This is a genomic window from Rhizobium phaseoli, from assembly GCF_001664385.1.
In the GTDB taxonomy this organism is placed as follows: domain Bacteria; phylum Pseudomonadota; class Alphaproteobacteria; order Rhizobiales; family Rhizobiaceae; genus Rhizobium; species Rhizobium phaseoli.
The window spans coordinates 286477-310203 of record NZ_CP013532.1; the positions used below are offsets into that span (position 1 = coordinate 286477).

General features: G+C 62.1%; 29 protein-coding genes and 1 tRNA gene. 17 read left to right on the top strand and 13 right to left on the bottom strand.

The features are described 5' to 3' along the window. Position 1: 1 nt before the first annotated feature. From AMC88_RS01345 to AMC88_RS01355, 3 genes are read right to left on the bottom strand one after another with little or no spacing between them, the layout of a single operon-like run. A complete protein-coding gene (locus AMC88_RS01345) occupies positions 2 to 1018 on the bottom strand; it encodes an acyltransferase family protein (protein ID WP_012482290.1) in 1017 nt (338 codons plus the stop codon). A 56-nt stretch (positions 1019 to 1074) separates the two neighbouring features. After that, complete coding sequence (locus tag AMC88_RS01350; protein WP_012482291.1) at positions 1075 to 2355, bottom strand: hypothetical protein; 1281 nt, start codon at positions 2353 to 2355, stop codon at positions 1075 to 1077. Positions 2356 to 2357: 2 nt separating this feature from the next. Beyond that, entirely contained in the window at positions 2358 to 3407 is a 1050-nt protein-coding gene (locus tag AMC88_RS01355) for a glycoside hydrolase family 5 protein (RefSeq protein ID WP_012482292.1), read from the bottom strand. Between the two features lie 136 nt (positions 3408 to 3543). Here AMC88_RS01355 and AMC88_RS01360 point away from each other — a divergent pair, with 136 nt between their 5' ends. From AMC88_RS01360 to AMC88_RS01370, 3 genes are all read left to right on the top strand, one after another. Continuing rightward, entirely contained in the window at positions 3544 to 5154 is a 1611-nt protein-coding gene (locus AMC88_RS01360) for a GumC family protein (RefSeq protein WP_064824692.1), read from the top strand. A 62-nt stretch (positions 5155 to 5216) separates the two neighbouring features. Then, positions 5217 to 5549: a hypothetical protein gene (locus AMC88_RS01365; RefSeq protein ID WP_037142851.1), complete on the top strand. Its 333-nt coding sequence runs from the start codon at positions 5217 to 5219 to the stop codon at positions 5547 to 5549. A 319-nt stretch (positions 5550 to 5868) separates the two neighbouring features. Beyond that, positions 5869 to 6159 (top strand): DUF982 domain-containing protein, encoded by a 291-nt coding sequence (locus tag AMC88_RS01370; RefSeq protein WP_010016424.1) that lies wholly within the window; start codon positions 5869 to 5871, stop codon positions 6157 to 6159. A 166-nt stretch (positions 6160 to 6325) separates the two neighbouring features. On the opposite strand, the gene AMC88_RS01375 is transcribed toward AMC88_RS01370, so the two are convergent. After that, positions 6326 to 6410 (bottom strand) — tRNA-Leu (locus AMC88_RS01375). A 167-nt stretch (positions 6411 to 6577) separates the two neighbouring features. Between AMC88_RS01375 and AMC88_RS01380 the strand changes: the two genes are divergently transcribed. Next, entirely contained in the window at positions 6578 to 6997 is a 420-nt protein-coding gene (locus AMC88_RS01380; RefSeq protein ID WP_064824693.1) for a BA14K family protein, read from the top strand. Positions 6998 to 6999: 2 nt separating this feature from the next. On the opposite strand, the gene AMC88_RS01385 is transcribed toward AMC88_RS01380, so the two are convergent. Further along, positions 7000 to 7293, bottom strand: coding sequence for an Rdx family protein (locus AMC88_RS01385; protein ID WP_012482297.1), 294 nt, complete (start codon positions 7291 to 7293; stop codon positions 7000 to 7002). 126 nt (positions 7294 to 7419) lie between these two features. On the opposite strand from AMC88_RS01385, the gene AMC88_RS01390 reads away from it, so the two are divergent. The 3 genes from AMC88_RS01390 to AMC88_RS01400 all read left to right on the top strand — a co-directional run bounded on the left by AMC88_RS01390 (position 7420) and on the right by AMC88_RS01400 (position 9251). Next, complete coding sequence (locus tag AMC88_RS01390; protein WP_010017662.1) at positions 7420 to 8157, top strand: type 1 glutamine amidotransferase; 738 nt, start codon at positions 7420 to 7422, stop codon at positions 8155 to 8157. An 11-nt stretch (positions 8158 to 8168) separates the two neighbouring features. Next, the gene (locus tag AMC88_RS01395) at positions 8169 to 8726 is read left to right on the top strand and encodes a sugar O-acetyltransferase (protein WP_012482298.1); all 558 of its coding nucleotides are present in this window, start codon (positions 8169 to 8171) and stop codon (positions 8724 to 8726) included. Between the two features lie 72 nt (positions 8727 to 8798). Next, the gene (locus AMC88_RS01400) at positions 8799 to 9251 is read left to right on the top strand and encodes a GFA family protein (RefSeq protein ID WP_012482299.1); all 453 of its coding nucleotides are present in this window, start codon (positions 8799 to 8801) and stop codon (positions 9249 to 9251) included. Between the two features lie 2 nt (positions 9252 to 9253). Here the strand turns inward: AMC88_RS01400 and AMC88_RS01405 are convergent, their stop codons facing one another. From AMC88_RS01405 to tenA, 4 genes are all read right to left on the bottom strand, one after another. Further along, positions 9254 to 9553, bottom strand: coding sequence for a CcdB family protein (locus tag AMC88_RS01405; protein WP_012482300.1), 300 nt, complete (start codon positions 9551 to 9553; stop codon positions 9254 to 9256). After that, positions 9553 to 9783: a type II toxin-antitoxin system CcdA family antitoxin gene (locus tag AMC88_RS01410; protein ID WP_012482301.1), complete on the bottom strand. Its 231-nt coding sequence runs from the start codon at positions 9781 to 9783 to the stop codon at positions 9553 to 9555. The genes AMC88_RS01405 and AMC88_RS01410 overlap by 1 nt, the downstream gene beginning before the upstream one ends. Positions 9784 to 9841: 58 nt before the next feature. After that, positions 9842 to 11674 (bottom strand): translation elongation factor 4, encoded by a 1833-nt coding sequence (lepA, locus tag AMC88_RS01415; protein ID WP_012482302.1) that lies wholly within the window; start codon positions 11672 to 11674, stop codon positions 9842 to 9844. A gap of 77 nt (positions 11675 to 11751) precedes the next feature. Then, positions 11752 to 12450 carry a thiaminase II gene (gene tenA / locus AMC88_RS01420; RefSeq protein WP_012482303.1) on the bottom strand — a complete coding sequence of 233 codons (699 nt, stop codon included), beginning with the start codon at positions 12448 to 12450 and terminating at the stop codon, positions 11752 to 11754. 134 nt (positions 12451 to 12584) lie between these two features. Here tenA and AMC88_RS01425 point away from each other — a divergent pair, with 134 nt between their 5' ends. Next, positions 12585 to 13154 (top strand): helix-turn-helix domain-containing protein, encoded by a 570-nt coding sequence (locus AMC88_RS01425; protein ID WP_012482304.1) that lies wholly within the window; start codon positions 12585 to 12587, stop codon positions 13152 to 13154. A gap of 24 nt (positions 13155 to 13178) precedes the next feature. Beyond that, the gene (locus AMC88_RS01430; protein ID WP_012482305.1) at positions 13179 to 13694 is read left to right on the top strand and encodes a GNAT family N-acetyltransferase; all 516 of its coding nucleotides are present in this window, start codon (positions 13179 to 13181) and stop codon (positions 13692 to 13694) included. Between the two features lie 15 nt (positions 13695 to 13709). Here AMC88_RS01430 and AMC88_RS01435 read toward each other — a convergent pair whose 3' ends face one another. Continuing rightward, positions 13710 to 14321: an HAD-IA family hydrolase gene (locus AMC88_RS01435; RefSeq protein ID WP_012482306.1), complete on the bottom strand. Its 612-nt coding sequence runs from the start codon at positions 14319 to 14321 to the stop codon at positions 13710 to 13712. A 133-nt stretch (positions 14322 to 14454) separates the two neighbouring features. Between AMC88_RS01435 and AMC88_RS01440 the strand changes: the two genes are divergently transcribed. The 3 genes from AMC88_RS01440 (at position 14455) to AMC88_RS01450 (ending at position 17030) form a co-directional block, all read left to right on the top strand. After that, positions 14455 to 15480, top strand: a complete 1026-nt coding sequence (locus AMC88_RS01440; RefSeq protein WP_064824694.1) for a histone deacetylase family protein — start codon at positions 14455 to 14457, stop codon at positions 15478 to 15480. A gap of 9 nt (positions 15481 to 15489) precedes the next feature. After that, on the top strand, positions 15490 to 16041 hold the full coding sequence (gene recX / locus AMC88_RS01445) for a recombination regulator RecX (protein ID WP_064829852.1): 552 nt from the start codon (positions 15490 to 15492) through the stop codon (positions 16039 to 16041). A gap of 92 nt (positions 16042 to 16133) precedes the next feature. Then, positions 16134 to 17030, top strand: coding sequence for an EamA family transporter (locus AMC88_RS01450; protein ID WP_064824696.1), 897 nt, complete (start codon positions 16134 to 16136; stop codon positions 17028 to 17030). Positions 17031 to 17144: 114 nt separating this feature from the next. On the opposite strand, the gene AMC88_RS01455 is transcribed toward AMC88_RS01450, so the two are convergent. Next, positions 17145 to 17612 carry a group III truncated hemoglobin gene (locus AMC88_RS01455; protein WP_064825786.1) on the bottom strand — a complete coding sequence of 156 codons (468 nt, stop codon included), beginning with the start codon at positions 17610 to 17612 and terminating at the stop codon, positions 17145 to 17147. Between the two features lie 173 nt (positions 17613 to 17785). On the opposite strand from AMC88_RS01455, the gene mbfA reads away from it, so the two are divergent. Beyond that, positions 17786 to 18769, top strand: a complete 984-nt coding sequence (gene mbfA / locus AMC88_RS01460) for an iron exporter MbfA (RefSeq protein ID WP_012482311.1) — start codon at positions 17786 to 17788, stop codon at positions 18767 to 18769. A gap of 476 nt (positions 18770 to 19245) precedes the next feature. Here the strand turns inward: mbfA and AMC88_RS01465 are convergent, their stop codons facing one another. Beyond that, the gene (locus tag AMC88_RS01465; RefSeq protein WP_064824697.1) at positions 19246 to 19845 is read right to left on the bottom strand and encodes a transglutaminase-like cysteine peptidase; all 600 of its coding nucleotides are present in this window, start codon (positions 19843 to 19845) and stop codon (positions 19246 to 19248) included. 146 nt (positions 19846 to 19991) lie between these two features. Next, positions 19992 to 20822 (bottom strand): alpha/beta hydrolase, encoded by an 831-nt coding sequence (locus tag AMC88_RS01470; RefSeq protein WP_064824698.1) that lies wholly within the window; start codon positions 20820 to 20822, stop codon positions 19992 to 19994. A 178-nt stretch (positions 20823 to 21000) separates the two neighbouring features. Between AMC88_RS01470 and infC the strand changes: the two genes are divergently transcribed. From infC to pheS, 4 genes are all read left to right on the top strand, one after another. Beyond that, positions 21001 to 21537, top strand: a complete 537-nt coding sequence (gene infC, locus AMC88_RS01475) for a translation initiation factor IF-3 (protein WP_077991295.1) — start codon at positions 21001 to 21003, stop codon at positions 21535 to 21537. Between the two features lie 311 nt (positions 21538 to 21848). Then, the gene (gene rpmI, locus AMC88_RS01480) at positions 21849 to 22052 is read left to right on the top strand and encodes a 50S ribosomal protein L35 (protein ID WP_003570998.1); all 204 of its coding nucleotides are present in this window, start codon (positions 21849 to 21851) and stop codon (positions 22050 to 22052) included. A gap of 38 nt (positions 22053 to 22090) precedes the next feature. After that, the gene (gene rplT, locus AMC88_RS01485; RefSeq protein ID WP_004673860.1) at positions 22091 to 22495 is read left to right on the top strand and encodes a 50S ribosomal protein L20; all 405 of its coding nucleotides are present in this window, start codon (positions 22091 to 22093) and stop codon (positions 22493 to 22495) included. A gap of 147 nt (positions 22496 to 22642) precedes the next feature. After that, positions 22643 to 23725, top strand: a complete 1083-nt coding sequence (pheS, locus tag AMC88_RS01490) for a phenylalanine--tRNA ligase subunit alpha (protein WP_012482315.1) — start codon at positions 22643 to 22645, stop codon at positions 23723 to 23725. The last annotated feature ends 2 nt before the right edge of the window (positions 23726 to 23727 follow it).

Genomic DNA, 23727 nt, shown 5'->3' on the forward strand with positions numbered 1-23727 from the left:
GTCAGGCCGGCGGACGGCTTGCTACGGCCACTTTCCGGCGCGGGGTGGTGATTTCGTGGACGATGGCGCCGCCGACCGACGAAAGCACCAGCGACAGGATGATGAAGAGCACCGGCTGCTGCAGGATGCCGATCGGCAGGCGGTCGGCGACAACCCTCAAAAAAGCCAGCGTGAAGGCGTGGGTGATATAGATGGCATAGGAGCAATCGCCGAGATAGTTCAGCCATCCGAGAGCCGGCAGCCGGGAAAAGTCGATGGAGACCGCGCCGAAGACTATGAAGACGGCCGGGATCCCCCAGGCGTAGAACCGGTTTTCCGGCTGCATCAGCGCCTCGTTGACCAGGAGGAACGCAAAGCCGGTGGCGAGTACGCCCCATGCCCAGCGGTTCGGCAGGAGCGCCTTCTGCCCATAGAGCCAGCCGAGCACGACGCCAGCGAGAAACTCGAGCATGATCGGTTCGCCGTAGAACCGGGTGGCGGTGGTTTCCGGCAGCAGCCGGCAGGCAATCAGGATCACGGCAAAGACCGCGAACATGGCCGGAATGCGACGGGTCTCCTGCAACGGCAGCAGCAGCGCAAACACGAGATAGAAGAACATCTCGTAATTCAGCGTCCAGCCGGGCACGACGACGGGGGTGATCGTGCCGGGATCGGCGGCATTGGCCCATGGCAGAAAGAATAGCGAGGCGATGAGATGCGGAACATCGAACACCGTCGATTTCAGCAATGAGGGGGCCGCCAGCGCCACGACGGCTGAAAACAGCGTTGCCAGCCAGTAGAGCGGGACAATCCTTCTGATACGGCGGCGGGCGAAATCGATGGGGCTCATCACCCGCCCGCTCGTCGTCAGCCACATCACGAAGCCGCTCAAGACGAAGAAGATGTCGACGCCGGTTTCACCGTAGAGAAAGGCCGTGGCGTCGACGGCGGGATTGACTTTGGCAAGCTGCAATATCGCGTGGAAATAGACGACCATCAGCGCTGCAATGGCGCGCAGGTACTGAAGCTGGACAAGCATCGAGCGTCTTGCTCCCCGGGCTCGCGCCGGCTCCGGTCCCTACCGTGCCGCTGCGGTCAACTCTCTACATCTGCCGCACGACCCTGCCGGATGCGCGGGCTGTCGTGGAAGCGCATATATCCGACGACGAACCACAGGAGGCCGGCAATCTTCATCGAGAAAACAGCGGTCCCCCCGATCATCATATTCAGAAAAATGAAAAGAGAAAGTGAATGGGCGCAACGCCGCTGCGCTGCCGTGCGGCCGGCGGGGAAGAGACAGACGAACAGCCAGAAGGCGATAACGCCGAAGACCGTCGCCGCGTAGATCAGGTAGACATAGCCGCTGTCGGCGAACTCGGCGACCCGGCCGACCGAAAGCCCGAGAACGGCAAGAGGATCGAGTTCCATGATCTTCTTCATCGTCAGATTGATGCGGCCGGTGAAATTGTCGCCCGTCGCATTGGGTTTCATGGTGTAGACGAGGAAACCTGCGACGACGATCAGCGGCATCAGCGCCAGATTGAAATTCTTCGGGATCTTCGGAAAGACGAAATAGCCGACGATGCAGGCAAAACAGAAGATCAGCATGGTGCGCGTATCGTTCGTCACCAGGATCAGCACTGCCGTAGCGATGAACAGCAGCCGATCCCAGCGGCTTATTCTTTCCCACATGGAGATCAGATAGATCGCGATCACGCCGCAGAAATTGGCGAGCGACACCTGCTCGAGGAAGATCGAGGACGAGCGGTGGTCGATGATACCGAAGGAGAAGCGCTCGGGAAAACCGAGCGCGTTCTGGAAAAGGCCCGTCTTATTGTAGCTCAGCGGCAGCAGCCCGCGCGTATTGGCGAAATAATCGGACGGATGCACGATGCTGACATAGAACGGCACGCTGACGATCTCGAAGATCAGGAAGATCAGCACCGCAAGGCTGGCCCAGCGAAAGGCGAGCTTCATGGTTTTCTCGTTGCTCCAGCCTCCGAGGCCGGAAAAGCAGAAGATGATCAGCACGTTGCGGAAATGATCGACGAACGGCACGCGATTGAGCACGCTGACATAGATGGTCACGACAAGCGTAAACAGCAGGAACAGAAAGGCCGGCAGGTCGGTTTCGTAAATCCCCTTGTGGAGGATGTAGATGATGGCGCTTGCCATGATCAGGCCTTCGCTGGCGGCGACATGCGTCAACGAAAGCGGCATGATGTTGTGATTGATGAAGGCCAGGATGCCGTTATAGAGCACCGACAGCAGGCCGAGCCAGAGCACCGGATGATCGACGTGCGATGCCCTTGCGGCCGGATCGAGCCGGTTGCCCGCCACAGCGAAAGTCGGTGCTTTCTGATCGACGGCTGCCACGGTCAGTTCCCCGCGGGCTTGACGGTGGTGCAGGCGCCGCGATCGGCCTTGGCCGACTCGGCGAGAAGCCGCATCTGCGGCCGCTCGGGGCCCTGATGCGGCTGAACGTTGAAAGGCTCGTCCGCCGGCCACCATTCGCCCGCCGCCCAATAGGACCAGCCAAGCCAGACGTCGCTATTTCCTGACATGGTGGCGTAGATCTCTTTCAGACCGCCCATGCAGTCCTTGTCGGCGGAGGCGCCGAATTCGCCGAGAAAGCCGCGCTTGTGGTTCTGCTTCAGCCAGGCGGTGACGCCGGCGATCGCCTCGACAGCGGCGGTCGCACCTTCGCAGGTCGGATGGGTTCCCGACGAGTCGATGTCGAGATATTGGTGGACCTCGTAAGCGTAGAAGTCGAGCGGGTCGCGCACGCCGAGCATCACCGTGCCGTTGGCGCCGCCGATTACGTCTTTTTCCCAGCTGTGAGCACCGCTCCAGGCGGTGCCCGGCACGAGGATGAGATTGCGTGCGCCGATGGCCCGGATGCTGCGGATCGCAGCGTTGGCGGCATCGAGCCAGTCCGTCGCCTTGATGTCATGCGGTTCATTCATCAGGCCGAAGAGCACGCCGTCCTCATTGGCGAATTCGACGGCAAGCCTCGCCCAGAAATCGGCGAAGGCGGCGTCGGTCGCCGGCGCGGTGCCGATCTGTATCTTGTCGTAATAGCCGAAATTATGCGGATCGAGCAGGACGGCCATACCGTGCTTGCGGATCAGAGCAACGGTCTCTTTGATCCGCGTGAGTTCTTCCGCGTCGAACCGGCCGCCGAGCGCCGCCTGCAGCCGCTCCCAGCGGAAGGGCAGCCGGATGATGGTCATGCCCTTTTTGGCGAAATAGCCGATCGTTGCCTCGCTCGGATAGAGATAGTTCGTACCGTAGGTCGCGTCGCGCTCGCCATATTCGCCGCCGGACAGATTGACGCCACGATAGCAGGGCTTATCGGCGCCAAGCGCCGGCGACGCGATGAGGGCGGCCGCAAGCAGCGGCGCCGTCAGATGTCGTGTCGTCCTCATGGCTATCCCTCGCAGTCGCGGCAAACGGCAACATCTCTATGGCCGCCAGTATCTTAACGGTCCGTTAGCTAAGAATTTCTAAAGTCTCGGCACCTCGGCTTCAGTCTTTCACGCTGGGCGGGACACGAGTGCGCGTATGAGCCAGTATGACAGGAATAGAGTAAGCCGGCTGCCCGGCTGGCGCAGTTATGAGCCGCCTCAGACTGCACCGGAAGGCGTGCGCCTGCGCAGTCCTGTCGTCCGCCCGGATGATTTCGCCCGCCCGGCGCCCGAACCCGCTCCGCCGCCTTTCGTGCCGCCGCCGGCAAACGTTGCGCAAACCCGTCGATCCGAACAGCCGTCGCCTCCGCCTGCCGTGCCGCCCGCGGCCGATCTGCCGCCGCAGAGCACGTCGGCACCCGGAGCCCCGCTTCTTGATCTCCGCTCCAGCATCGCGGCGATCTGGAGCCGTCGGCTGGTGGTGCTTGCCCTGGCCCTTGTCGGAGCGGTCGCCGGCGGGGCAGTGGCGCCGTTCATCGGCCAGAAATACACTGCCGTCAGCAGCCTCTATTTCGATCCGCGCCAGATCGGCCTTGCCGAGGCCGGTGCGCAGTCTTCCGGCCCGTCGCCGGAAATGATCTCGGCGCTGATCGACAGCCAGGTGCAGATCCTGACCTCGGGCAACGTGCTGCGCCGCGTCGTCGAGGCGATGAAGCTCGATCAGGATCCGGAATTCACCGGCGGCCGGACCGATGGCGCTGCCGTCATCGGCACCCTGCAGAAGGCGCTGGTCATCACCCGCCAGGCCACCACCTATGTCGTTTCGCTTGCCGCGACGACCAATGATCCGGAAAAATCCGCAAGGCTCGCCAACCAGGTCGTCACCGCCTTCACCGAAGAGGAAAACAGCGCCTCGAACGGCCTCTATGAAAACACCTCCTCGACGCTCGACGGACGCCTCGACGACCTGCGCCAGAAGGTGTTGGAGGCCGAGCAGGCAGTCGAGACCTTCCGCGCCGACAACGACATGGCCGCGACCGAGGGCAATCTGATTTCCGATCAGCGGCTCGGCTCGCTGAACACACTGCTGGTGACGGCGCAGGAAAAGACCATCCAGGCGAAGGCCCGCGCCGACGCCGTCGCCAATCTGCGGGTCGAAGACATCGTCGCCGGCAATCAGACCGAGGGCGGCGCCACTTCGCCGCTGGTGAGCCTGCGCCAGCAATATGCAGCCCAAGCCGCCGCCGTCGGCAGCCTCGAAAGCCAGATGGGCACGCGTCATCCGCGCCTGCAGGCGGCCCGCTCCTCGCTGCAAAGCATATCAGGCGAAATCAAGGGTGAATTGCAGCGCCTCGCCACCTCGGCACGCGGCGAATACGAGCAGGCGAAGGCCGCCGAAGATAGCATCGCCAAGGAGCTTGCGGTGCAGAAGGCGCTGCAGGCGACGACCTCGGACAAGCAGGTGGAATTGAACGAACTGCAGCGCAAAGCGACGGCGGCGCGCGATATCTACGAGACGGTGCTGAAGCGCTCGAGCCAGACGAGCGAGGAGCAGAACCTCAGCCAGAGCAATATTCGCGTCATCTCGCCGGCCGAGCCGCCGGTCAAGGCCGACGGCCCAGGAAAGAAGATCCTGCTGGTCGCCGGCATCATCGGCGGCCTCCTTGCCGGTTTCGTCGTCGGCGCCGGCTTTGCCATTCTCGCCGGCCTCTTCAGCCATCCCATCATCAGAAGTTATTTCAGGAAGCCGCCTGCTGCGGCGGCTTGATCGCGATCCCCGGTTTTCCTACATCCTATCAACGGCGCAACGATGCCGGCAGGAGAATTTCCATGCGGCTTGTGATGATGTTTCCGATATTGCTCGTTGCCCTATCAGGCCTTGCGCCGGCCTCCGCCTTTGCCGTCGACTGGACGAAACCCGTCACATCCGACGTTCAAGCCCTCTATCCCTACAAGGGCCTTCCCGGCGTCAAGGCGCAGCCGGACAAGAAGGAAGAGGAATCCTATAATTGCCGTACTGAAACGGTCCAGGTCCGCCGCCGTTACGACGACATCTTCCGCTCCGGCGGCATGCCGACGCTGATGTATGTCTGCGAACGCGACGGCTTCGTCACCATGGGCGGCAAGGTGCCGCTGCGCGGCCACTATCAGCCGGTGCGATAGGCGCTTCAACCGGTCGGCAAAGCCGTTGGCTGCGCCTGCCGGAACCGTTGGGCCGGAAGCTCCATCCTCAGATAGTCGAAGCCGGCATTTGCTTGCGATCGCTCGACGACCGAATATTTGACCATGCCGTCTTCGTCAGTGCGCCGTAGCGGCATACGATCGGCGGTGGCAGCGAGATTGTTTCGAGCTACCGTCGCGTGCGTTCCGCGGTGGCGCTGAACTGAGTGGGCAATTCCGTCCGGCAACGATGCCGCTTTCGCCTTGCGCGGCACGCTAATTGCATTATTACTAATATTCTAATCCTTGTGGAGAAAGTGCCATGCAATGGGACACATCGGTGGATTTTGCGCCTCTCGTTCTCTTTGTTGGGGGCCGGGGAAAGATCGTCCGGACGCTCCGTGACGCAGCCGAGGTTCTGATGATCGAATGGCCGCTTGACGACGGAGAGGAATATGTCGCGGCTGTGAAGGTTTGCGCCGATGCCATAATCGGGCAGGCCGGAATGGACGAACTCAGGGACTTGCTTCTGAGCGCCGCCAGAGAAGCCGGTATCGTGGTCTTGTCGGTGATTGCCGACGGCGGGAAAACGGCGCCGCACATGGCGGCCTGAAGGCCGGGAATCACGCCATCCTATGCTGCGCTGGTTCGGCAACCAGAACGGATACTGGAATCAGCCATATCGATAAAGCGCATCGCCAACGGCCTTCGTTGGAAGGTGCCAATGCGTAATTTTGGAAGATTTGATTACCTGATCTTGGTAGCGATCAAGATTGGAATGGTGCCCAGAAGAGGACTCGAACCTCCACGCCTCGCGGCACAGGTACCTGAAACCTGCGCGTCTACCAATTCCGCCATCTGGGCGACGGAGAGCGATGTAAGGGGGTGGCCCGCGACTGTCAACTGGGTTTTTGAAGTTTTCCTGACAGTTGGCAAAAAACTGCCGATCACATCACGAGGCGTGCTGCCGGACAGGCATAGCGCCTGTCGTTGGGCGTCCTATATAAGAGAGGATCAAAAGGAAATGGACGATGCCTGCTTCCCGCACGTTTCTGCTCGCCGCCCTCTTGGCCGTTCTGTCGCCCGCAATTGCAGCCGCCGATTCGTTGAAGGTGGGTAAGCCGGGGCTTGGGCCGGTCAATACCGGTTCGACGCTTTGCGATTTTCGCGGCTGCTTCGGCTTCGGGACGCAGCAATGGCATCGGCCCGCCTATGTTCAGCCGAATTACCGCCCGCGCGGCGCGGGGCCGACCTATTATCTGCCGGGTGCGGCCGGGCGGCCGCAGCTGACCTACGATCCGCCGCCGGTGCGCCGCGTGCAGCCGGCGGCGCGCGATATGAACAAGCATATCGCCTGGTGCACCAATGAGTATCGCTCCTATAATCCGCGGACGGATCACTTCCTCACCTATGAGGGCGTCTACCGAGTCTGCCGCTCGCCCTATCGCTGAGGTCAGCTTTCGAGCGAGGCGCGGTCGACATGGCCGAGATCGCGGCCGGGCTCGACGATGTCGCGGACCCGCTGCTTCAGCTCCTTCGGCCCGGGGAAACCGCCGTCGCGCTTGCGTTCCCAGATGAGATCGCCATTGACGCGGATCTCGAAATTGCCGCCGGTGCCGGGGATCAGCGCCACTTCGCCGAGGCTGTCGGAAAACGTATGCAGCAGCTCCTGCGCCATCCAGGCGGAGCGCAGCAGCCAGTTGCACTGGGTGCAGTAGAGGATCGAGACGCGGGGTTTTTCGGTCATGGCGATTTCCTTTCGTTCCGCTTGGCTTAAACGCGGTGACGTGGCCGCGCAATGACTGTGATCGAAGCGTCTTGCCTACGGTCTTACGCCATGGTCTCCTCCGCGTCGATCATATCGGGAACGCCCATGCGAGTCGCAGTCGTCGAAAACATGAAGAATACCGGTCTGGGGGCGCTTGCCAGAGCGCTCGACGAAGCCGGCGCCGAAATCGAGTGGTTTCGCGTGTGGCAGGACGGCATCCTGCCGCTCGACATAGCCGGCCATGACGCGCTGGTCGTTCTCGGCGGTGAGCAGAGCGCGCTGGATGACGAGACGCACCCCTACCTGCCCGAACTTGCCCGGCTTGCCCGCCGCTTCGGCGATGCCGGCAAGGCTGTGCTTGGCATCTGCCTCGGCAGCCAGATCCTCGCCCGCGCCTATGGCGCTGACAATCATCTCGGCACTGCTCGCGAATTCGGTTGGCACCGGATCGGCCTCACCGGCGAGGGCCGGGCCGATCCGCTGCTGTCGGCGCTTGGCGGCGAATTCACCATCTTCGAATGGCATGCCGACACCTTTACCCTGCCCGAGAGCGCGGTGCGTCTGGCGGCGAGCCCCGTCGCCGAAAACCAGGCCTTCCGCATCGGCCGCGCCGTCTACGGCACCCAGTTCCATTTCGAGGCCGACCGGACGGTCGTCGAGCAGTGGAAGGCGGAATTCCCTGATACGATCGCCCGCATCGCCCCCGGCTGGCTGGAGAACCATGCCGAACTGGCGGCGCACCATGGCGTCGCCGCCGATGCTGCCGGCCTGGCCATCGCGCGAGCCTGGGTCAGCCTGATCGAGCCGGCAGAGATCGGGCTATTGTCGGAGGCCCCGGCTTGAGAGGCGAAACTATGCCGGCAAGCGAATATGAAAAGATGGCGGCGGGTGAGTGGTATTGCTGCCTCGACGACGAACTGGATCGCCTGCGTCAGCAGGCGCGCCGTGCCGTTCACGCCCATAACACGCTGCCGCCGGATGAGCGCGGGGCCGTCGCCCCGGCGCTCAGAGCACTCTTTGCCGGTGCGGCGCCCGATATCTTCATCGAAGCGCCGTTTCACTGCTCCTACGGCATCAATATTGTTCTCGGCGAGCGCGTCTATTTCAATGCCGGCTGCACCATCCTCGATTCCGGCCGCGTGACGGTCGGCGACCGCACCATGTTCGGACCGGGCGTGCAGATCTATTGTGCCGAACATCACAAGGACCCCGCACTTCGCAGCCAGGGTATCGAGATCGCCCGGCCGGTTTCGATCGGCAGCGACGTCTGGATCGGCGGCGCTGCCGCCATCCTTGGTGGCGTCACCATCGGCGATGGCGCGATCGTCGGCGCCGGCGCTGTCGTGACCAGGGACGTGCCGGCGGGGACCACCGTGGTCGGCAACCCGGCCCGCCCGATGAACCGCCTCTGAGATTTACGCCGGCGGGCTCTCTCGACAACGTCGCCGGCTCCGCTAAATCACGTGGCGGAAGGGGAGGATATCATGACGGCACAGAACTTACCCATGGAAGGCGGCTGCCGTTGCGGTCGCGTGCGGTTGAAGATCAGCGCGCCGCCGCTGCTGACAATGGCCTGCCACTGCACGGGCTGCCAGAGGATGACGGCGAGCGCCTATTCGCTGAGTGCCGCCATCCCCAGCGAAGGTTTCGAAGTGACGAAAGGCGAGCCTGTCATCGGCGGCCTGCACGGCACGACGAAACATTATTTCTGTCCGCATTGCATGAGCTGGATGTTCACCCGCCCGGAAGGCATGGACTGGTTCGTCAATCTGCGCGTCACCATGCTCGATGACCCCAGCTGGTTCACGCCGTTCATCGAGACATGGACGAGCGAGAAGCTGGCCTTTGCCGAGACCGGTGCAGTGCACAGCTACGCGGCGCTGCCGGAAATGGCGGCCTATGAGGGGTTGGTGAAGGAGTATATGGCGCGAGGTTGATCTCAGAAGCCTTGGAAGAGGAAGTCCAGGGCGCTGATAATACGATCGCTGTCGGCCGTGAGATCGGCGGCTGCGACGCCTATCTCTTTAATGGAAATCGCGCCGATAAATTGGGTCGCCATAACGTATGGCACGCCGTTGATCACGAATTGCGGATTGAGCTGACGCATGATTTTGGGAAGAGCTTCCAGCGGAAGCATTGGCGCCATGATCCGCGTCGTGAGGTCGCCATGCAGGTCTGACTGCAGATCAAGCGCAAGCGCATTCGTATGGATCAAATTGTAGACATGAAACCGAGCCATCAGAACTGTCGATATTTCTGAAACGGCAGGCCGTGCTTTTCGACATAGGCATTGGAGGCGGCAATAGCCTCCGCGTTCTCGATACGCCACAGCCGTTCGCGTTCCGCCTTTATGGCCTTCGCGATCCCATCTTCCGCCGCCCGGGATATATTGATCTTCAGCTCACGTGCCTGCGACACGAGCCCCTCATCGAGAGAAAGGTTCGCTGCTTTCCTCGCATGCTGCGCCATGACGATCTCCTTGGTCTGATGCGCACACTGTATGCGCATCAGATACCATTGAGAAGCGTTATTCATCGCCCATCTTCAACGCCGCGATGAAGGCTTCCTGCGGAATCTCCACCTTGCCGAACTGGCGCATGCGCTTCTTGCCGGCCTTCTGCTTGTCGAGCAGCTTGCGCTTGCGTGTGGCGTCGCCGCCGTAGCATTTCGCGGTCACGTCCTTGCGCAACGCCGAGATCGTCTCGCGGGCGATGACGTTGCCGCCGATCGCCGCCTGGATCGGGATCTTGAACATGTGCTTCGGGATCAGCTCCTTGAGCTTTTCGCACATGTCGCGGCCGCGCTTTTCGGCGGCGGTGCGGTGCACCATCATCGACAGCGCGTCGACCGGCTCGCCGTTGACGAGGATCGACATCTTCACGAGGTTGCCCTCGCGGTGATCGGTCAGCGTATAGTCGAACGAGGCATAGCCCTTGGAGATCGACTTCAGCCGGTCGTAGAAATCGAACACGACTTCGTTGAGCGGCAGGTCGTAGGTCAGCATCGCGCGCGTGCCGACATAGGTCAGTTCGATCTGGATGCCGCGCCGGTCCTGGCAGAGCTTCAGGATGCCGCCGAGATAATCGTCGGGGGTCAGGATCGTCGCGCGGATCCACGGCTCGTGGATCTCGGAGATTTTCACGACGTCGGGCATGTCGGCGGGATTGTGCAGCTCGCGTTCCGTGCCGTCGGTCATGTACATTTTGTAGACGACCGACGGGGCGGTGGCGATCAGATCGAGGTCGAACTCACGCTCCAGCCGTTCCTGGATGATTTCGAGATGTAAGAGGCCGAGAAAACCGCAGCGGAAGCCGAAGCCGAGCGCCGCAGACGATTCCATTTCGAAGGAGAAGGAGGCGTCGTTGAGGCGAAGCTTGCCCATGGCGGCGCGCAGATCCTCGAAATCGGCGGCATCGACCGGGAAGAGGCCGCAGAAGACCACTGGCTGCGCCGGCTTGAAGCCCGGCAGTGCCTGTGCCGTCGGCCGCTTGTCCTCGGTGATCGTATCACCGACGCGGGTATCGGCCACTTCCTTGATCGAGGCGGTGATGAAGCCGATCTCGCCGGGGCCGAGGCTGTCGACATTGACCATCTTCGGCGTCAGCACGCCAACACGCTCCACCTGGTATTTCGCATCCGTGCCCATCATGCGGATCGTCTGGCCCTTGGTCAGTACGCCGTCGATGATGCGCACGAGAACCATGACACCGAGATAGGTGTCGTACCAGCTGTCGACGAGCAGCGCCTTCAGCGGCGCCTTTTCGCCGCCCGGGCTCTTCGGCGCCGGCAGCTTGCGGACGATCGCCTCGAGCACATCGGGAATGCCGAGGCCTGTTTTGGCCGAGATCAGCACAGCCTCCGACGCGTCGATGCCGATCACTTCCTCGATCTGTTCCTTGATGCGGTCGGGTTCAGCGGCCGGCAGGTCGATCTTGTTGAGCACGGTGACGAGCTCGTGATTGTTGTCGATCGCCTGGTAGACGTTGGCGAGCGTCTGCGCTTCCACACCCTGCGAGGCGTCGACGACCAGCAGCGAGCCCTCGCAGGCCGACAGCGAGCGCGAGACTTCATAGGCGAAGTCGACGTGGCCGGGCGTGTCGATCAGGTTGAGAATGTACTTTTCGCCATTGTTCGCCTGGTAGTGCAGGCGCACGGTCTGGGCCTTGATGGTGATGCCGCGCTCGCGCTCGATATCCATATTGTCGAGCACCTGCTCGGACATTTCGCGCTCGGCAAGGCCGCCTGTCGTCTGAATCAGGCGGTCGGCCAGCGTCGATTTGCCGTGGTCGATATGGGCCACGATCGAGAAGTTGCGGATATGGGACAGCGGAGTGGTCGAATTGGTGCTCATGCGCGCCATATAGCAGCGCCGCCCCCGGCCGCAAAGCGGTAATTATCCCGCCGTTTACGCTATTTTACGAGCCGGTCGAACGCGTCTCAGACTGGCCAGGTCTCCAGCCGCCAGGCCGAATCCCAGAACATCCATTCATATTGCGAGGCGCGCACGAAGGCATCGGTCATCTCTGTGCGTTCCGCCGGCGAGGCGGCGCGGGCGGCGATGTCGGTCAGTGCGATCACTTCGCGCGCGCCGGCGGCAAATTGCGGATCGCCATAGGTGTTGATCCAGGCCTGGAAGGCATTGCCCTCGACAACGGGCTGGTTCTTGATCGCCTCGCCGACATGCCAGTAGATCCAGAAGCAGGGGAGAATGGCGGAAAGCGCCACCGCGTAAGAGCGGTGATAGGCGGTGGCCAGCAGAAAATTGGTATAGGCAAAGCAGGTGGGCGACGGCTCCGCCGAGGTCAAATCCGCGGCCGTGATGCCGAACTGGGTGAGAAAGCCGGCATGCAGGCCCTGCTCGACGGTGATCGCCTTCTGCGCCGAACCGAGGAAACGCAGCACCTGCGCATTGTCGGGCGCCTTGGCCGCGACGATGGCAAGGCAGCGTGCATAGTGCTTGAGGTAAAGCGCGTCCTGCAGAATGTAGTGGCGAAAGATTTCCGGCGGCAGCGTGCCGTCGGAGAGCCGCGTCAGAAGCGGCAGCGCCTCGATCTCGGCCATGATGGGCGCAATCCTGTCCCAGGCGGCGGCCGTGAAGCTTCCCGTGAGTTCCGTGCTCTGCGTGCTGGCGTCCATTCGTCTCTCCATCGATCGCACCGACATATACGGGCGAGGCCGCGGTGAAAGCAAGTTGCTTGCGCGCCGCTTATCGGCTTGATTCCATCATGAGAACATGTATTTCTTTTATAGTAGAATCGCGGATAGGAAAGATGGAAGAGCAACTCGAGCAGGCGATCGGCATTCGCATCCGCAAGCTGCGGCTGGAAAAGGGCTTGACGCTGGACGATCTTGCCACCGCCTCCGGCGTCAGCCGGGCAATGATTTCGCGTATCGAGCGGGCCGAGGCGAGCCCGACTGCCTCGCTGCTGGCAAGGATTTGCGCCGCCCTCGGCCTGTCGCTCTCGGCCTTTTTCGCAGAGGAGGGGCAGCAGGCCTCGCCGCTCGCCCGCAGGCAGGACCAGCAGGTCTGGCGCGATCCGGAAACCGGTTACCTCAGGCGGTCGGTCTCGGCGCCCGGCACTGCCTCCGATGTCGATATTGTCGAGGTCGAATTTCCCGCCGGCGCCCGCGTCAGCTTTCCCCCGCATGCGGCCTCCCACGGCATGACCCAGCATGTCTGGCTGTTCGACGGCGAGCTGGAGATGACCGCCGGTGAGACGGTCTACCGGCTGCGTCCCGGCGACTGCCTCTCCATGCCCGTCGGCGACGGGCATGTCTTCCACAATCCCGGCAACGCGCCGGCGCGCTATTGCGTCGTGCTCGATCGCGGCGGCCGATGACAGCCTCTATTTCAGGAGAACGACATGCCTGACATTCGCACCCTTTCCGCCGAGGAAGCACGTGCCGCCATTCCGGCCCTTTCGCAGGTGCTTGCCGATTGTGTCGCCGGCGGCGCGTCGGTCGGCTTCATGCAGCCCTATACGCCCGAAGACGCCGAGCCCTATTGGTGCGACGTCGCCGATGCCGTTGCGGCGGGCGGCAATCTGCTGCTGGTCGCCGAACTCGCCGGCAGCATCGTCGGTACCGTGCAGGTGGGCGCTGCGCAGATGCCGAACCAGCCGCATCGCGGTGATCTGAAGAAACTGCTGGTGCATCGCTCCGCCCGCGGCAGGGGACTTGCCCGGCTGCTGATGGAGGCCGCCGAACGGGAGGCAAGAAAGCGCGGCAAAACCCTGCTCGTGCTCGACACGGCAACCGGCAGCGATGCCGAGGCGATTTATCCACGCCTGGGCTGGGAGCGCGTCGGCGTCATTCCCGATTATGCGCTGTGGCCGCAAGGCGGCTTCTGCGATACCACCCTGTTCTACAAGCGGCTCTAATTGCGCCGGCTCCGCTCACGCCGGCCGGCGCAAACCCGGAAATGCGCCGGCAAGTGTCGTGCCTGCCGTCCATTGCGCCGCGTGCCAGCCGAACTGCCGCGCCGCTTCGATATTTTCGGCCATGTCGTCGATAAAGGCGATGTCGCCGGGCAGGGCGCCGGCGCGTTCGGACGCCAGCCGGAAAAAGTCCGGCGAAGGTTTGCGGTGTCCGAGCGCGGCGGAATAGATGATGCCGTCGACATGCGCGCCGAGGCCGGCCTCTTCCATCAGGTAGCGGGCTCGCCTGTGCTCCTGATTGGTCGCCAGAAAGAGGGCAACACCGCTTTGCCGGAGGGCGGCAAGCTCCTCCAGGAGATTGAGATCGAGGCGGGAATCGTTTTCGAACCAATAGTCGATCAGGGTTGCGGCAGTGACATGGGGCGCGATCTCTGCAAGCACGGCCGAAAGCCGCGGTTCCAACGCCTCGCGGCCGATGATGATCTCGCTCCAGTGGGTCTGGAAGAATGCCTGCTGCAGCAGGTCGAGGCGCAGCCCGAGATCGCGCTCGAGAAAGGTGAAGTGCGGCAGGCCGTCGGCCGGCCGGCCATGAATGAGCACGCCGTCGACATCGACCATCAGCACTTTCATGGGGAAAATTTCCTCGTTCTGAAAACAACGGCGAAGGTGGCGTTATTTAGCGCGGCGATCAAGCCGACACACCGCTTTTTCGTTGGGGCGAAGCCGTGTAAATCTCGATTTTCAACCAGGGGCAGGATCTGCAATGCGCGTCATCTATTCCGAAGATCATAAGCTGCGCGATGCCAGAACAGAGCTCTATGCCGGCCAGTTGGTGACGCCCTTCGAGGCGCCGTTCCGGGCCGAATGGATCCTGGCGGCGGTCAAGGAGGCGGGCTTTGCCGATGTTGTGGCGCCCGATGCGCACGGGCTGGAAACGGCCAAAAAGGTGCATGACCCGGCCTATCTCGATTTTCTCGCCACCGTCTGGGATCGCTGGGTGGCGGCCGGTTTCGAGGGCGAGGCGATCGCAAATTCCTTCCCGGTGCGCCGCACCAGCCAGCGCGTGCCCGACAATATCGTCGGCGCGATCGGCCATTACGCCAATGCCGCCGATACCTCGATCACCAAGGGCTCCTACGAGGCGGCGATCGCCTCGATGCGTTGCGCCGTAACGGGCGCCGATTGGCTGGCCGAGGGGCATCGTTTCGCCTTCGCGCTCTGCCGCCCGCCTGGCCATCACGCCGGCATCGATCTCTTCGGCGGCTACTGCTTCATCAACAATGCGGGTGTCGCGGCGCAGCGGCTGCTCGATCGTGGCGCGGCCAAAGTTGCCGTGCTCGATGTCGATTTCCACCATGGCAACGGCACCCAGGATCTCTTTTATCGCCGCGGCGATGTCTTCACCGCCTCGCTGCATGGCGATCCGATGCACGCCTTTCCCTATTTCCTCGGCCATGCCGACGAGGAGGGCGAGGGAGCGGGCACTGGGACCAACCGCAATTATCCGATGCCGTCGGGCACACCCTTTGAGGTCTGGTCTTCTGCCCTTGCCGATGCCCTCGCCCGCATCAGGGCCTTCGGCGCCGAAGCGATCGTCCTGGCGCTCGGGGTCGACACCTTCGTGCGCGATCCGATCTCTTTCTTCAGCCTCACCTCCGACGATTTCACCCGCATGGGCGCAATGATATCCGCCGCCGGGCTGCCGGTGCTTGCCTGCATGGAAGGCGGCTACGGCGTGCCGGAGATCGGCCTCAACGTCGCCAATGTCCTCAAGGGTCTGGAAGCCTGATCGCTTGAGATGACCGTCGATACCGATCCATCCGATATCCCGACACCCCGCATGCTGAGCTGGGCGCGCAACTCCGCCATCTATCGCCTGGAGCGGCGGATGATGACGGAAAAGCAGCTCTTCGACGCCATCAGCCGCAAGGCCAGGGAGAAGTTCGAAGACATCAGCGCGGGCCAGCTCAAGGCCGTTGCCGATTTCGCCGTCACGTTTGCCTATGACAACAAGCTGATCGACGATGGCGCCTATGCCGAAATCAGCACGCGCTCTGCCGTGCGCGGCGGCAAATCGAAGCGCGCCATCGCCCAGAAACTCGTGGCCAAGGGTGTCGCGAGCGACAAGGTCGAGGCGGCGCTCGGAGAGGCGAACGATCTCTATGCCGCGACCATATTCGCCCGCAAACGCGCCTTCGGTCCGTTTCGCCGTGGCGACCTCGACGACAAACGCAAGGCAAAGGAACTGTCCGCCTTCGCCCGCAATGGCTTCAGCTTCGAGATCGGCAGGAAGGTCTTCGATATGAGTGTCGAAGACGCCGAAGAGGTGATCCTCTCCGGCCGCCTCTGATATGCATCAGCTCTTTTGCTGCCTGGATCAGAAGATTGAATTTGTCGGTTGCAAGCGGCCTCCGTATGAACGGCGCTCGATCGGAGATGCAGATGAAAGACAGAACGAACGACGGCGCCGGCGTGCTGGCATTGGAAACGCCTGCAACGTCCTCCGGCCTGGCGGCCGGCGGGCTGATGTGCCTCCTGTCCATGTCGTCGATCCAGTTCGGCGCAGCTCTGTCGTCCCACGCGATCGCCACCTATGGACCGGCCGGCGCAAGCTGGCTGCGCCTCGTCTTTGCCGCCATCATCCTGGTCGTCGCCGTCCGTCCGCGCCTGTTCAGCTACTCCAGAGAGCAATGGACAAGCGCGCTCGTTCTCGGCACGACGACAGCCTTGATGACCATGAGTTTTTTCGCGGCGATCGAGCGCATTCCGCTCGGCCTTGCCGTGGCGATCGACTTTCTCGGCCCGCTTTCGGTCGCGACCATCGGTTACGGTCTCAGCCGGCGTCTCGTCTGGCCGCTCATTGCCGCGCTCGGCGTGCTGGCGCTTGCCCATGACGGCGAAGGCTGGATCGGGGATATGTGGGGCATTCTCTTTGCCGGTGGCGCGGGGACCGGCTGGGCGATCTATATCGTCCTGACCAAGAAGATCGGCGCCAGCTTCAAGGGACTAGAAGGGCTTTCCATGTCGCTGATGGTTGCCGCTGTGGTTGCCACACCCTTCGGCTTTTCAGGCGCAGCGCCGGCGCTTGACACTTCTGGCCTGATCGAAATGGCGGGCCTTGCCGTGCTCGTGCCGCTGCTGCCCTATACGCTGGAGCTGATCGCCCTGCGGCGCATGCCGACGACCTCCTTCGGCATTCTCATGAGTCTGGAGCCGGCCATTGCGGCTCTGGCAGGCTTCGTCATTCTGATGCAGCCGATGACGCTTCTGCAGATGGCCGGAACGGCCCTGGTCGTCGCTGCAAGCGCCGGCGCGACCTTTTCAGCTAGAACAGGATGATTTTAGGCCCGGTCGGCCTAAAATCCGAATCCTGTTCTACATTAAAGAGTTAGAGCATGATGTCGTCCGAAAACCGCGCACACTTTTCGGCATCATGCTCTAGGCAATGATCCGTCAGCCCGCCTTCTTCGCCGGGTCGTCGAGCGCCGGATTGTAGAACAGCGACAGCGTCAGGCTCTTGGCGATCCGCTCCGCCGTCGCCATGAACCAGGCCTTGGCCTCCGGCGACGGGGCGACATCGTCGAGCGTTGCGGCAAACAGCGCCAGCCACTTCGGAAAGAGATCCGGCGTCAGGTCCGCGACGCCGGTGTGCGCCTGCACCGGTTTGCCGCCATAGGCGCCGCTACGAAAGGCGACGGCCGACCAGAAACTCTTCATCTTCTCCATATGCTCCGGCCAGCGGCCGGAGAGCCTGGCGTCGAACACCGGACCAAGATCGGCATGCGCCTGCACGCGCCCGTAAAACGTCTCGACCAGCCTGCCGATGAAGGCCTCGTCGACGCCCATCGCCCGCATCTCCGCCTCCGCCCTTTCGCGGATCGCCGCGACATGGGCAGGACGGCCCTGAATGTCATTGTCCATCATAAACCCCGGCGCCGCGCAATGCGGCCGCTCCTCATATAGGTGTTTGCGCCGGCGCGCCAAAGGCGTCCGTGCGGCTTGCGGCAATCTGTCAGCCCACCGGCCTCAGCCACTTGACCGCCACCACCGCCTTCTTTAGATTTAGAATTATTCTAAATTTGTTGGAGCAAGTCATGCTGGCGCGGTTTTTCAGATCCTCGAAACGATCTTTTCAGTCGCTGTCCGAGCAGGAAATCCTCGCCCTTGCAATTGCCTCCGAGGAAGACGATGCCCGCATCTATCTCGCCTATGCGGATAAATTGCGGCCCGAATTTCCGGCATCGGCCAAGGTCTTCGAGGATATGGCAGAGGTGGAGGATACGCATCGCAAATCGTTGATCGAGATTTATCGTCAACGTTTCGGCGAACGCATCCCGCTGATCCGGCGCGAGCATGTCGAAGGCTTTTATGAGCGCAAGCCCGACTGGCTCAGAGCCAACCTGTCGCTCGATGCGATGCGGCAGGAGACCGAGGCAATGGAGGAACAGGCCTACCGCTTCTACGTCGAAGCGGTAAAGCGGACCTCGGACGCCTCGACGCGAAAACTTCTCGGTGATCTGGCGCTGGCCGAACAGGGGCACGAGGATATTGCCCGTATGCTCGGCGACAAGCACACGCCCGAGGATGTCAGGCGCGACGAGGACGAGACGGCGCACCGGCAATTCGTGCTGACTTATGTGCAGCCGGGCCTTGCCGGGCTGATGGACGGCTCGGTCTCGACGTTGGCGCCGATCTTCGCCGCCGCCTTTGCCACCCAGGACACCTGGCAGACCTTCCTCGTCGGCCTTTCCGCTTCCGTCGGCGCCGGCATTTCGATGGGCTTCACCGAAGCCGCCCATGACGACGGCAAGATCTCCGGCAGGGGCTCGCCGATCAAACGCGGGCTTGCCTGCGGCATCATGACGGCGCTCGGCGGCCTCGGCCATGCGCTGCCCTATCTGATCCCGCATTTCTGGACGGCGACGATCACTGCCGCGATCATCGTCTTTTTCGAACTCTGGGCGATCGCCTTCATACAGAACCGTTACATGGAAACGCCGTTCCTGCGCGCTGCCTTCCAGGTGGTGCTCGGCGGCGGCCTGGTACTCGGAGCGGGGATTTTGATTGGGAATGGGTGAGCTGCGGTCGGGCGTAGCCCGAGCAATCGATCCAGTGAATCGATTGCAGCAGCGAACGCCCGTAGCCATGCGGAGGGCCGGGCGACGGCGCGGCACCAACTGTATCATCGCAGGCCGCGCGCGCAACGATCAGTCCTCATCCTGAGGTGCCCCGCAAGGGGCCTCGAAGGACGAGGGCGGGTGGTTGAACGTCGCCAGCAGCATCTATATTTGCCGGTGGCCAGCCCCGTCCTTCGAGGCTCCGCCCTGCGGGCTACGCACCTCAGGATGGGGCTGGAGAGAGGGCGCGCCAGCATCTTTGTCATTGGCCTACGCGTCGTGCATTCGTGACTCTACCGCTCACCCCTCATAGGCGCGTCAGGGAAGATGAGGGGGTGAGGAGCGTGAGCGAAAGGTAACGGTCGACGCGGTTTCAATTCCCCAAAAGCAAAAGGCCGGCTTTCGCCGGCCTTTTTCCCCGCATCCCCCGGAATTTGTCAGCGCAGTGCGCCGACCAGAACGTCGCGGCCGTTCTCGATGGTGACCCAGCGGCCGGCATTGTAGCTCGACTGGCGCTTGACGAAGGAATAGGGCGTCGCAAACCACGGCTTGACGTCGGTGGCGAGGTTGTCGAGCACGAAGTCGCCCTCCGACGTGCGCAGCGTCAGGACGGCATGGCCCTCACCGTCAGGCTTGCGCACGACGGTCATCAACAGATCGGCGGCCGAAATGCCGCGCTGGATCAGGATGCGGCGCTTCAAGAGCGCGAAATCCTCGCAGTCGCCGGCGGTGGTCGGGTAGGCCCAGACTTCATCCTTGCCGTAGATTTCCTTGTCGGTCATCGGCGTGATCGTGCGGTTGACCATGGCGTTGACCGAACGGACGAGCGACCACTTTGCCGGGGTCATCTCGACAGGGCCCGCATTGCGGTTTGCGCCGCATTCGCTGCTGTGGGTCTGACAGAAATCATAATGGCCGATCGGCTGCGAAGTGGCGTTGCCTGTTACCATGGAAGCATTTCTGCTTGGAGCTGGGATGGCGGCCGTCGCCATCGCAAACACGGCCATCATGGCCACAAAGATACCCTTGATCCGCACGCCCGCTCTTTCCTCGATCGCCCCTTAATTATTAACAAATTGTTAATGGAGAGGGCCGAGAAGAGTCAATCGTTACTTCTTAGGAGGACGTTGCGACCCGTTGACATGGTTAAAATGCAACAAGACGGAGAGCTCGTTTCAGAGCATTATTGCCCGGCCATGGCGGTGCGGATGATGCCTTTGACGGCGCCCAGAATGAGGGCGATATCGCCGGGGCGGGACAGGCGATGGTCGCCGTCGCGGATGAAGGTCAGCACCACGTCGTCGGCGGGAAGGTGCTCGACAAGTTTCATCGCATGCGCGTGCGGCACGTCGGGATCCTTCATCCCCTGGAGGATATGCACCGGGCAGCCCGTCTCGATTATGCCGTCGAGCACGCGGTTCTTGCGGCCGTCCTCGATCAGTGCCAGCGTATAGACGGTTGGTTCCGGGCTGTATTGCGAGCGCTCCTCGAAATAGCCGCGCTCCGCCAGCGACTTACGCTCCTTCCCCTTCAGGTTCGGCTCGATCAGTTCGGAGGTGAAATCGGGCGCTGGCGCGATCAGCACCATTCCTTCAAGTTTTGGGCCGGCGAGCTTCGGGCCATCCAGTCGCGCGAGCTCCTGCGCCAGCCGCAGCGCAATCCAGGCGCCCATCGACGAGCCGACGAGAATGATCCGGTCGGGTGCGACGTGGCGGATCACGGCCAGCGCCTCCTCCAGCCAGCGCGAGATCGTGCCGTCGCGGAAACTGCCGCCGGAAAGCCCGTGGCCGGAATAGTCGAGGCGGATACAGGCGGTACCGAGTTCGCCCGCCAGGCCGTCGAGTTCCAACGCTTTGGTGCCGCTCATGTCGGAACGGTAGCCGGATAGCCAAACAAGCGCCGGGGCATTATTGCCGGCTTGCGCCGGACGCACCAGCATGGCGATCTCACGCGCCGCCTCGCCTTCGCCGACCGTCAGGAACTGTGGCTGGGCATTGGGCATCTGATCGGACATCGGCGAAACTCCTGTTGTTTTGGCCTATAAAACAGATTCTTGGCAGGCTGACAGCACGTGATTTTTCCGCTAAAGGATGATATTGACTCCGTTGCAGCGATAACGAGATACGTTTGTGCACCCTGATCGGGAGCGCGCGGCTGCAACATTCCGGAAACAACGCGAGGAGAATACGACCATTCGCAGACCTTTTAAGACCGATGCGCCCGTGAAGGACGGCCCGCGCTCGAACCGTGAAATCCGCATTCCCAAAGTTCAGCTGATCGCGGCTGACGGACAGAATATGGGCATCGTGCCCACCGACCAGGCCTTGAGAATGGCGGAAGAAGCCGGCCTCGATCTCGTCGAAATTTCCCCCAATGCCGAACCGCCGGTGTGCAAGATCCTCGATCTGGGCAAGCTGAAATATGCCAACCAGAAGAAGGCTGCCGAGGCGCGCAAGAAGCAGAAAATCGTCGAAGTTAAAGAAATCAAGATGCGTCCTAATATCGACACCCATGATTATGAGGTGAAGATGAAGGCGATGGGCCGCTTCTTCGACGAGGGTGACAAGGTCAAGGTGACGCTGAAGTTCCGCGGCCGTGAAATGGCCCACCAGGAGCTCGGCATGAAGCTTCTGCAGCAGGTCAAGGCCGATACGACCGAGATCGCCAAGGTCGAAGCCGAGCCCAAGCTGGAAGGCCGCCAGATGATGATGGTGCTGGCGCCCAAGTAAGCGCCAGATGCCTTTTTCGCCCAAGGCCGTCCGCAAGGGCGGCTTTTGTGCTTTCGGTCATCCCAATTTTGGGATGGCGAAGATTCCTCCGCGGCCCCGTTGCACTTTCATGACGCTGCGGTTATAAGCGCGCGTCCGAACTGACCGGCAGGGCATGCCGTGGCAGTTTCGAATGCTTGCGGAACGGTTCGTCGCCGAAGCCGCAGATCAACAACAAACGCTCCCGCACCTTGTTGCGACGGCCGGAGAACCGGACTTCGCGAGAGGGCTTTTTTGATGAAGCGCGCAGGGAGGACAGAAGGAGTAGCAAAATGCCCAAGATGAAGACGAAGTCCTCTGCCAAGAAGCGGTTCAAGATCACCGCGACCGGCAAGGTCAAGGCTGCCGCTGCCGGCAAGCGCCATGGCATGATCAAGCGTACCAACAAGTTCATTCGCGATGCACGTGGCACCATGGTTCTCGCAGAACCGGATGGCCGCAAGGTTATCAAGAATTACCTGCCGAACGGTCTCTGAGACTCGTCCGCGAACGCTAGATTTAAGGAGATCATGATATGGCACGCGTAAAAAGAGGCGTCACCGCCCACGCCAAGCACAAGAAGGTTCTGAAGGCCGCCAAGGGCTTTTACGGCCGCCGCAAGAACACCATCCGCGCCGCCAAGGCCGCTGTCGACCGGTCGAAGCAGTACGCCTACCGCGACCGCAAGGTCAACAAGCGCAACTTCCGTGCGCTCTGGATCCAGCGCATCAACGCCGCCGTCCGCGAATTCGGCCTGACCTATGGCCGCTTCATCGACGGTCTGAACAAGGCCGGCATCGAAGTCGACCGCAAGGTTCTCTCCGACATGGCGATCCACGAGCCGGAAGCATTCGGCGCGCTCGTCAACGCCGCCAAGAAGGCCCTTGAGTACCTCAAGGAAACCGGTACGGCCAACGAGTTTGAAGGCGCGGTTCGTTAACCAGCGCTTCCCAAGCTTTGAAATTATGATTTGGGAAACCCGCGCTGGTTTGGGCTAGCGCGGGTTTTTCTTTCTTTATATTCCTTGCGCCGGTCGGCGCCGCCCGCCTCCCGATCCCCGCCTGATACTGGACGGAAAGAAGTGACAATGTCAGATATTGACCAGCTCAATTCATCGCTGCTTGCGGAAATTGCCGCCACCAATGATGAGCCCGCGCTCGAAGCCGTGCGCGTCGCCGCGCTCGGCAAGAAGGGCTCGATCTCGGAACTCCTGAAGACGCTCGGCGCCATGACGCCGGAGGAGCGCCAGACCCGGGGTGCTGCGATCAACGCCCTGAAGAATGCGGTGACGGACGCCATTGCCGAACGCAAGTCGGTGCTGAAGATGGCGGCGGTCAATGCGCGGCTGAAGGCCGAGACGGTCGATGTCAGCCTGCCCGTGCGCTCCTCGCCGGCCGAGCGCGGCCGCATCCATCCGATCAGCCAGATCGTCGACGAGATCACCGCGATCTTCGCCGACATGGGTTTCTCGATCGCCGAGGGCCCCGATATCGAGACCGATTATTACAATTTCACCGCGCTGAATTTCCCCGAAGGCCACCCGGCCCGCGAGATGCACGACACCTTCTTCTTCAATCCGGACGAGAACGGTGAGCGCAAGGTGCTGCGCACCCATACCTCGCCGGTGCAGGTGCGCACCATGGAAGCGCAGAAGCCGCCGATCCGCATCATCATTCCCGGCAAGACCTATCGCCAGGACAGCGATGCCACGCATTCGCCGATGTTCCATCAGGTCGAGGGCCTGGTCATCGACAAGAAGGCCAATGTCGCCAATATCCGCTGGGTGCTCGAGGAGTTCTGCAAGACCTTCTTCGAGGTCGACAGCGTGACGATGCGCTTTCGCCCGTCCTTCTTCCCTTTCACCGAGCCCTCTTTCGAGGTCGACATCCAGTGCGACCGCTCCGGTCCGATCGTCAAGTTCGGCGAAGGCACCGACTGGATGGAGATCCTCGGCTGCGGCATGGTCCATCCGAACGTGCTGCGTTATGGCGGGCTCGATCCGGATGAATATCAGGGTTTTGCCTGGGGCATGGGCCTCGACCGCATCGCCATGCTGAAATACGGCATGCCCGACCTGCGCGACTTCTTCAACGCCGACGTCCGCTGGATGACGCATTACGGCTTCCGCCCGCTCGACATGCCGACGCTGTTCGGCGGCCTCAGCGCTTGAAC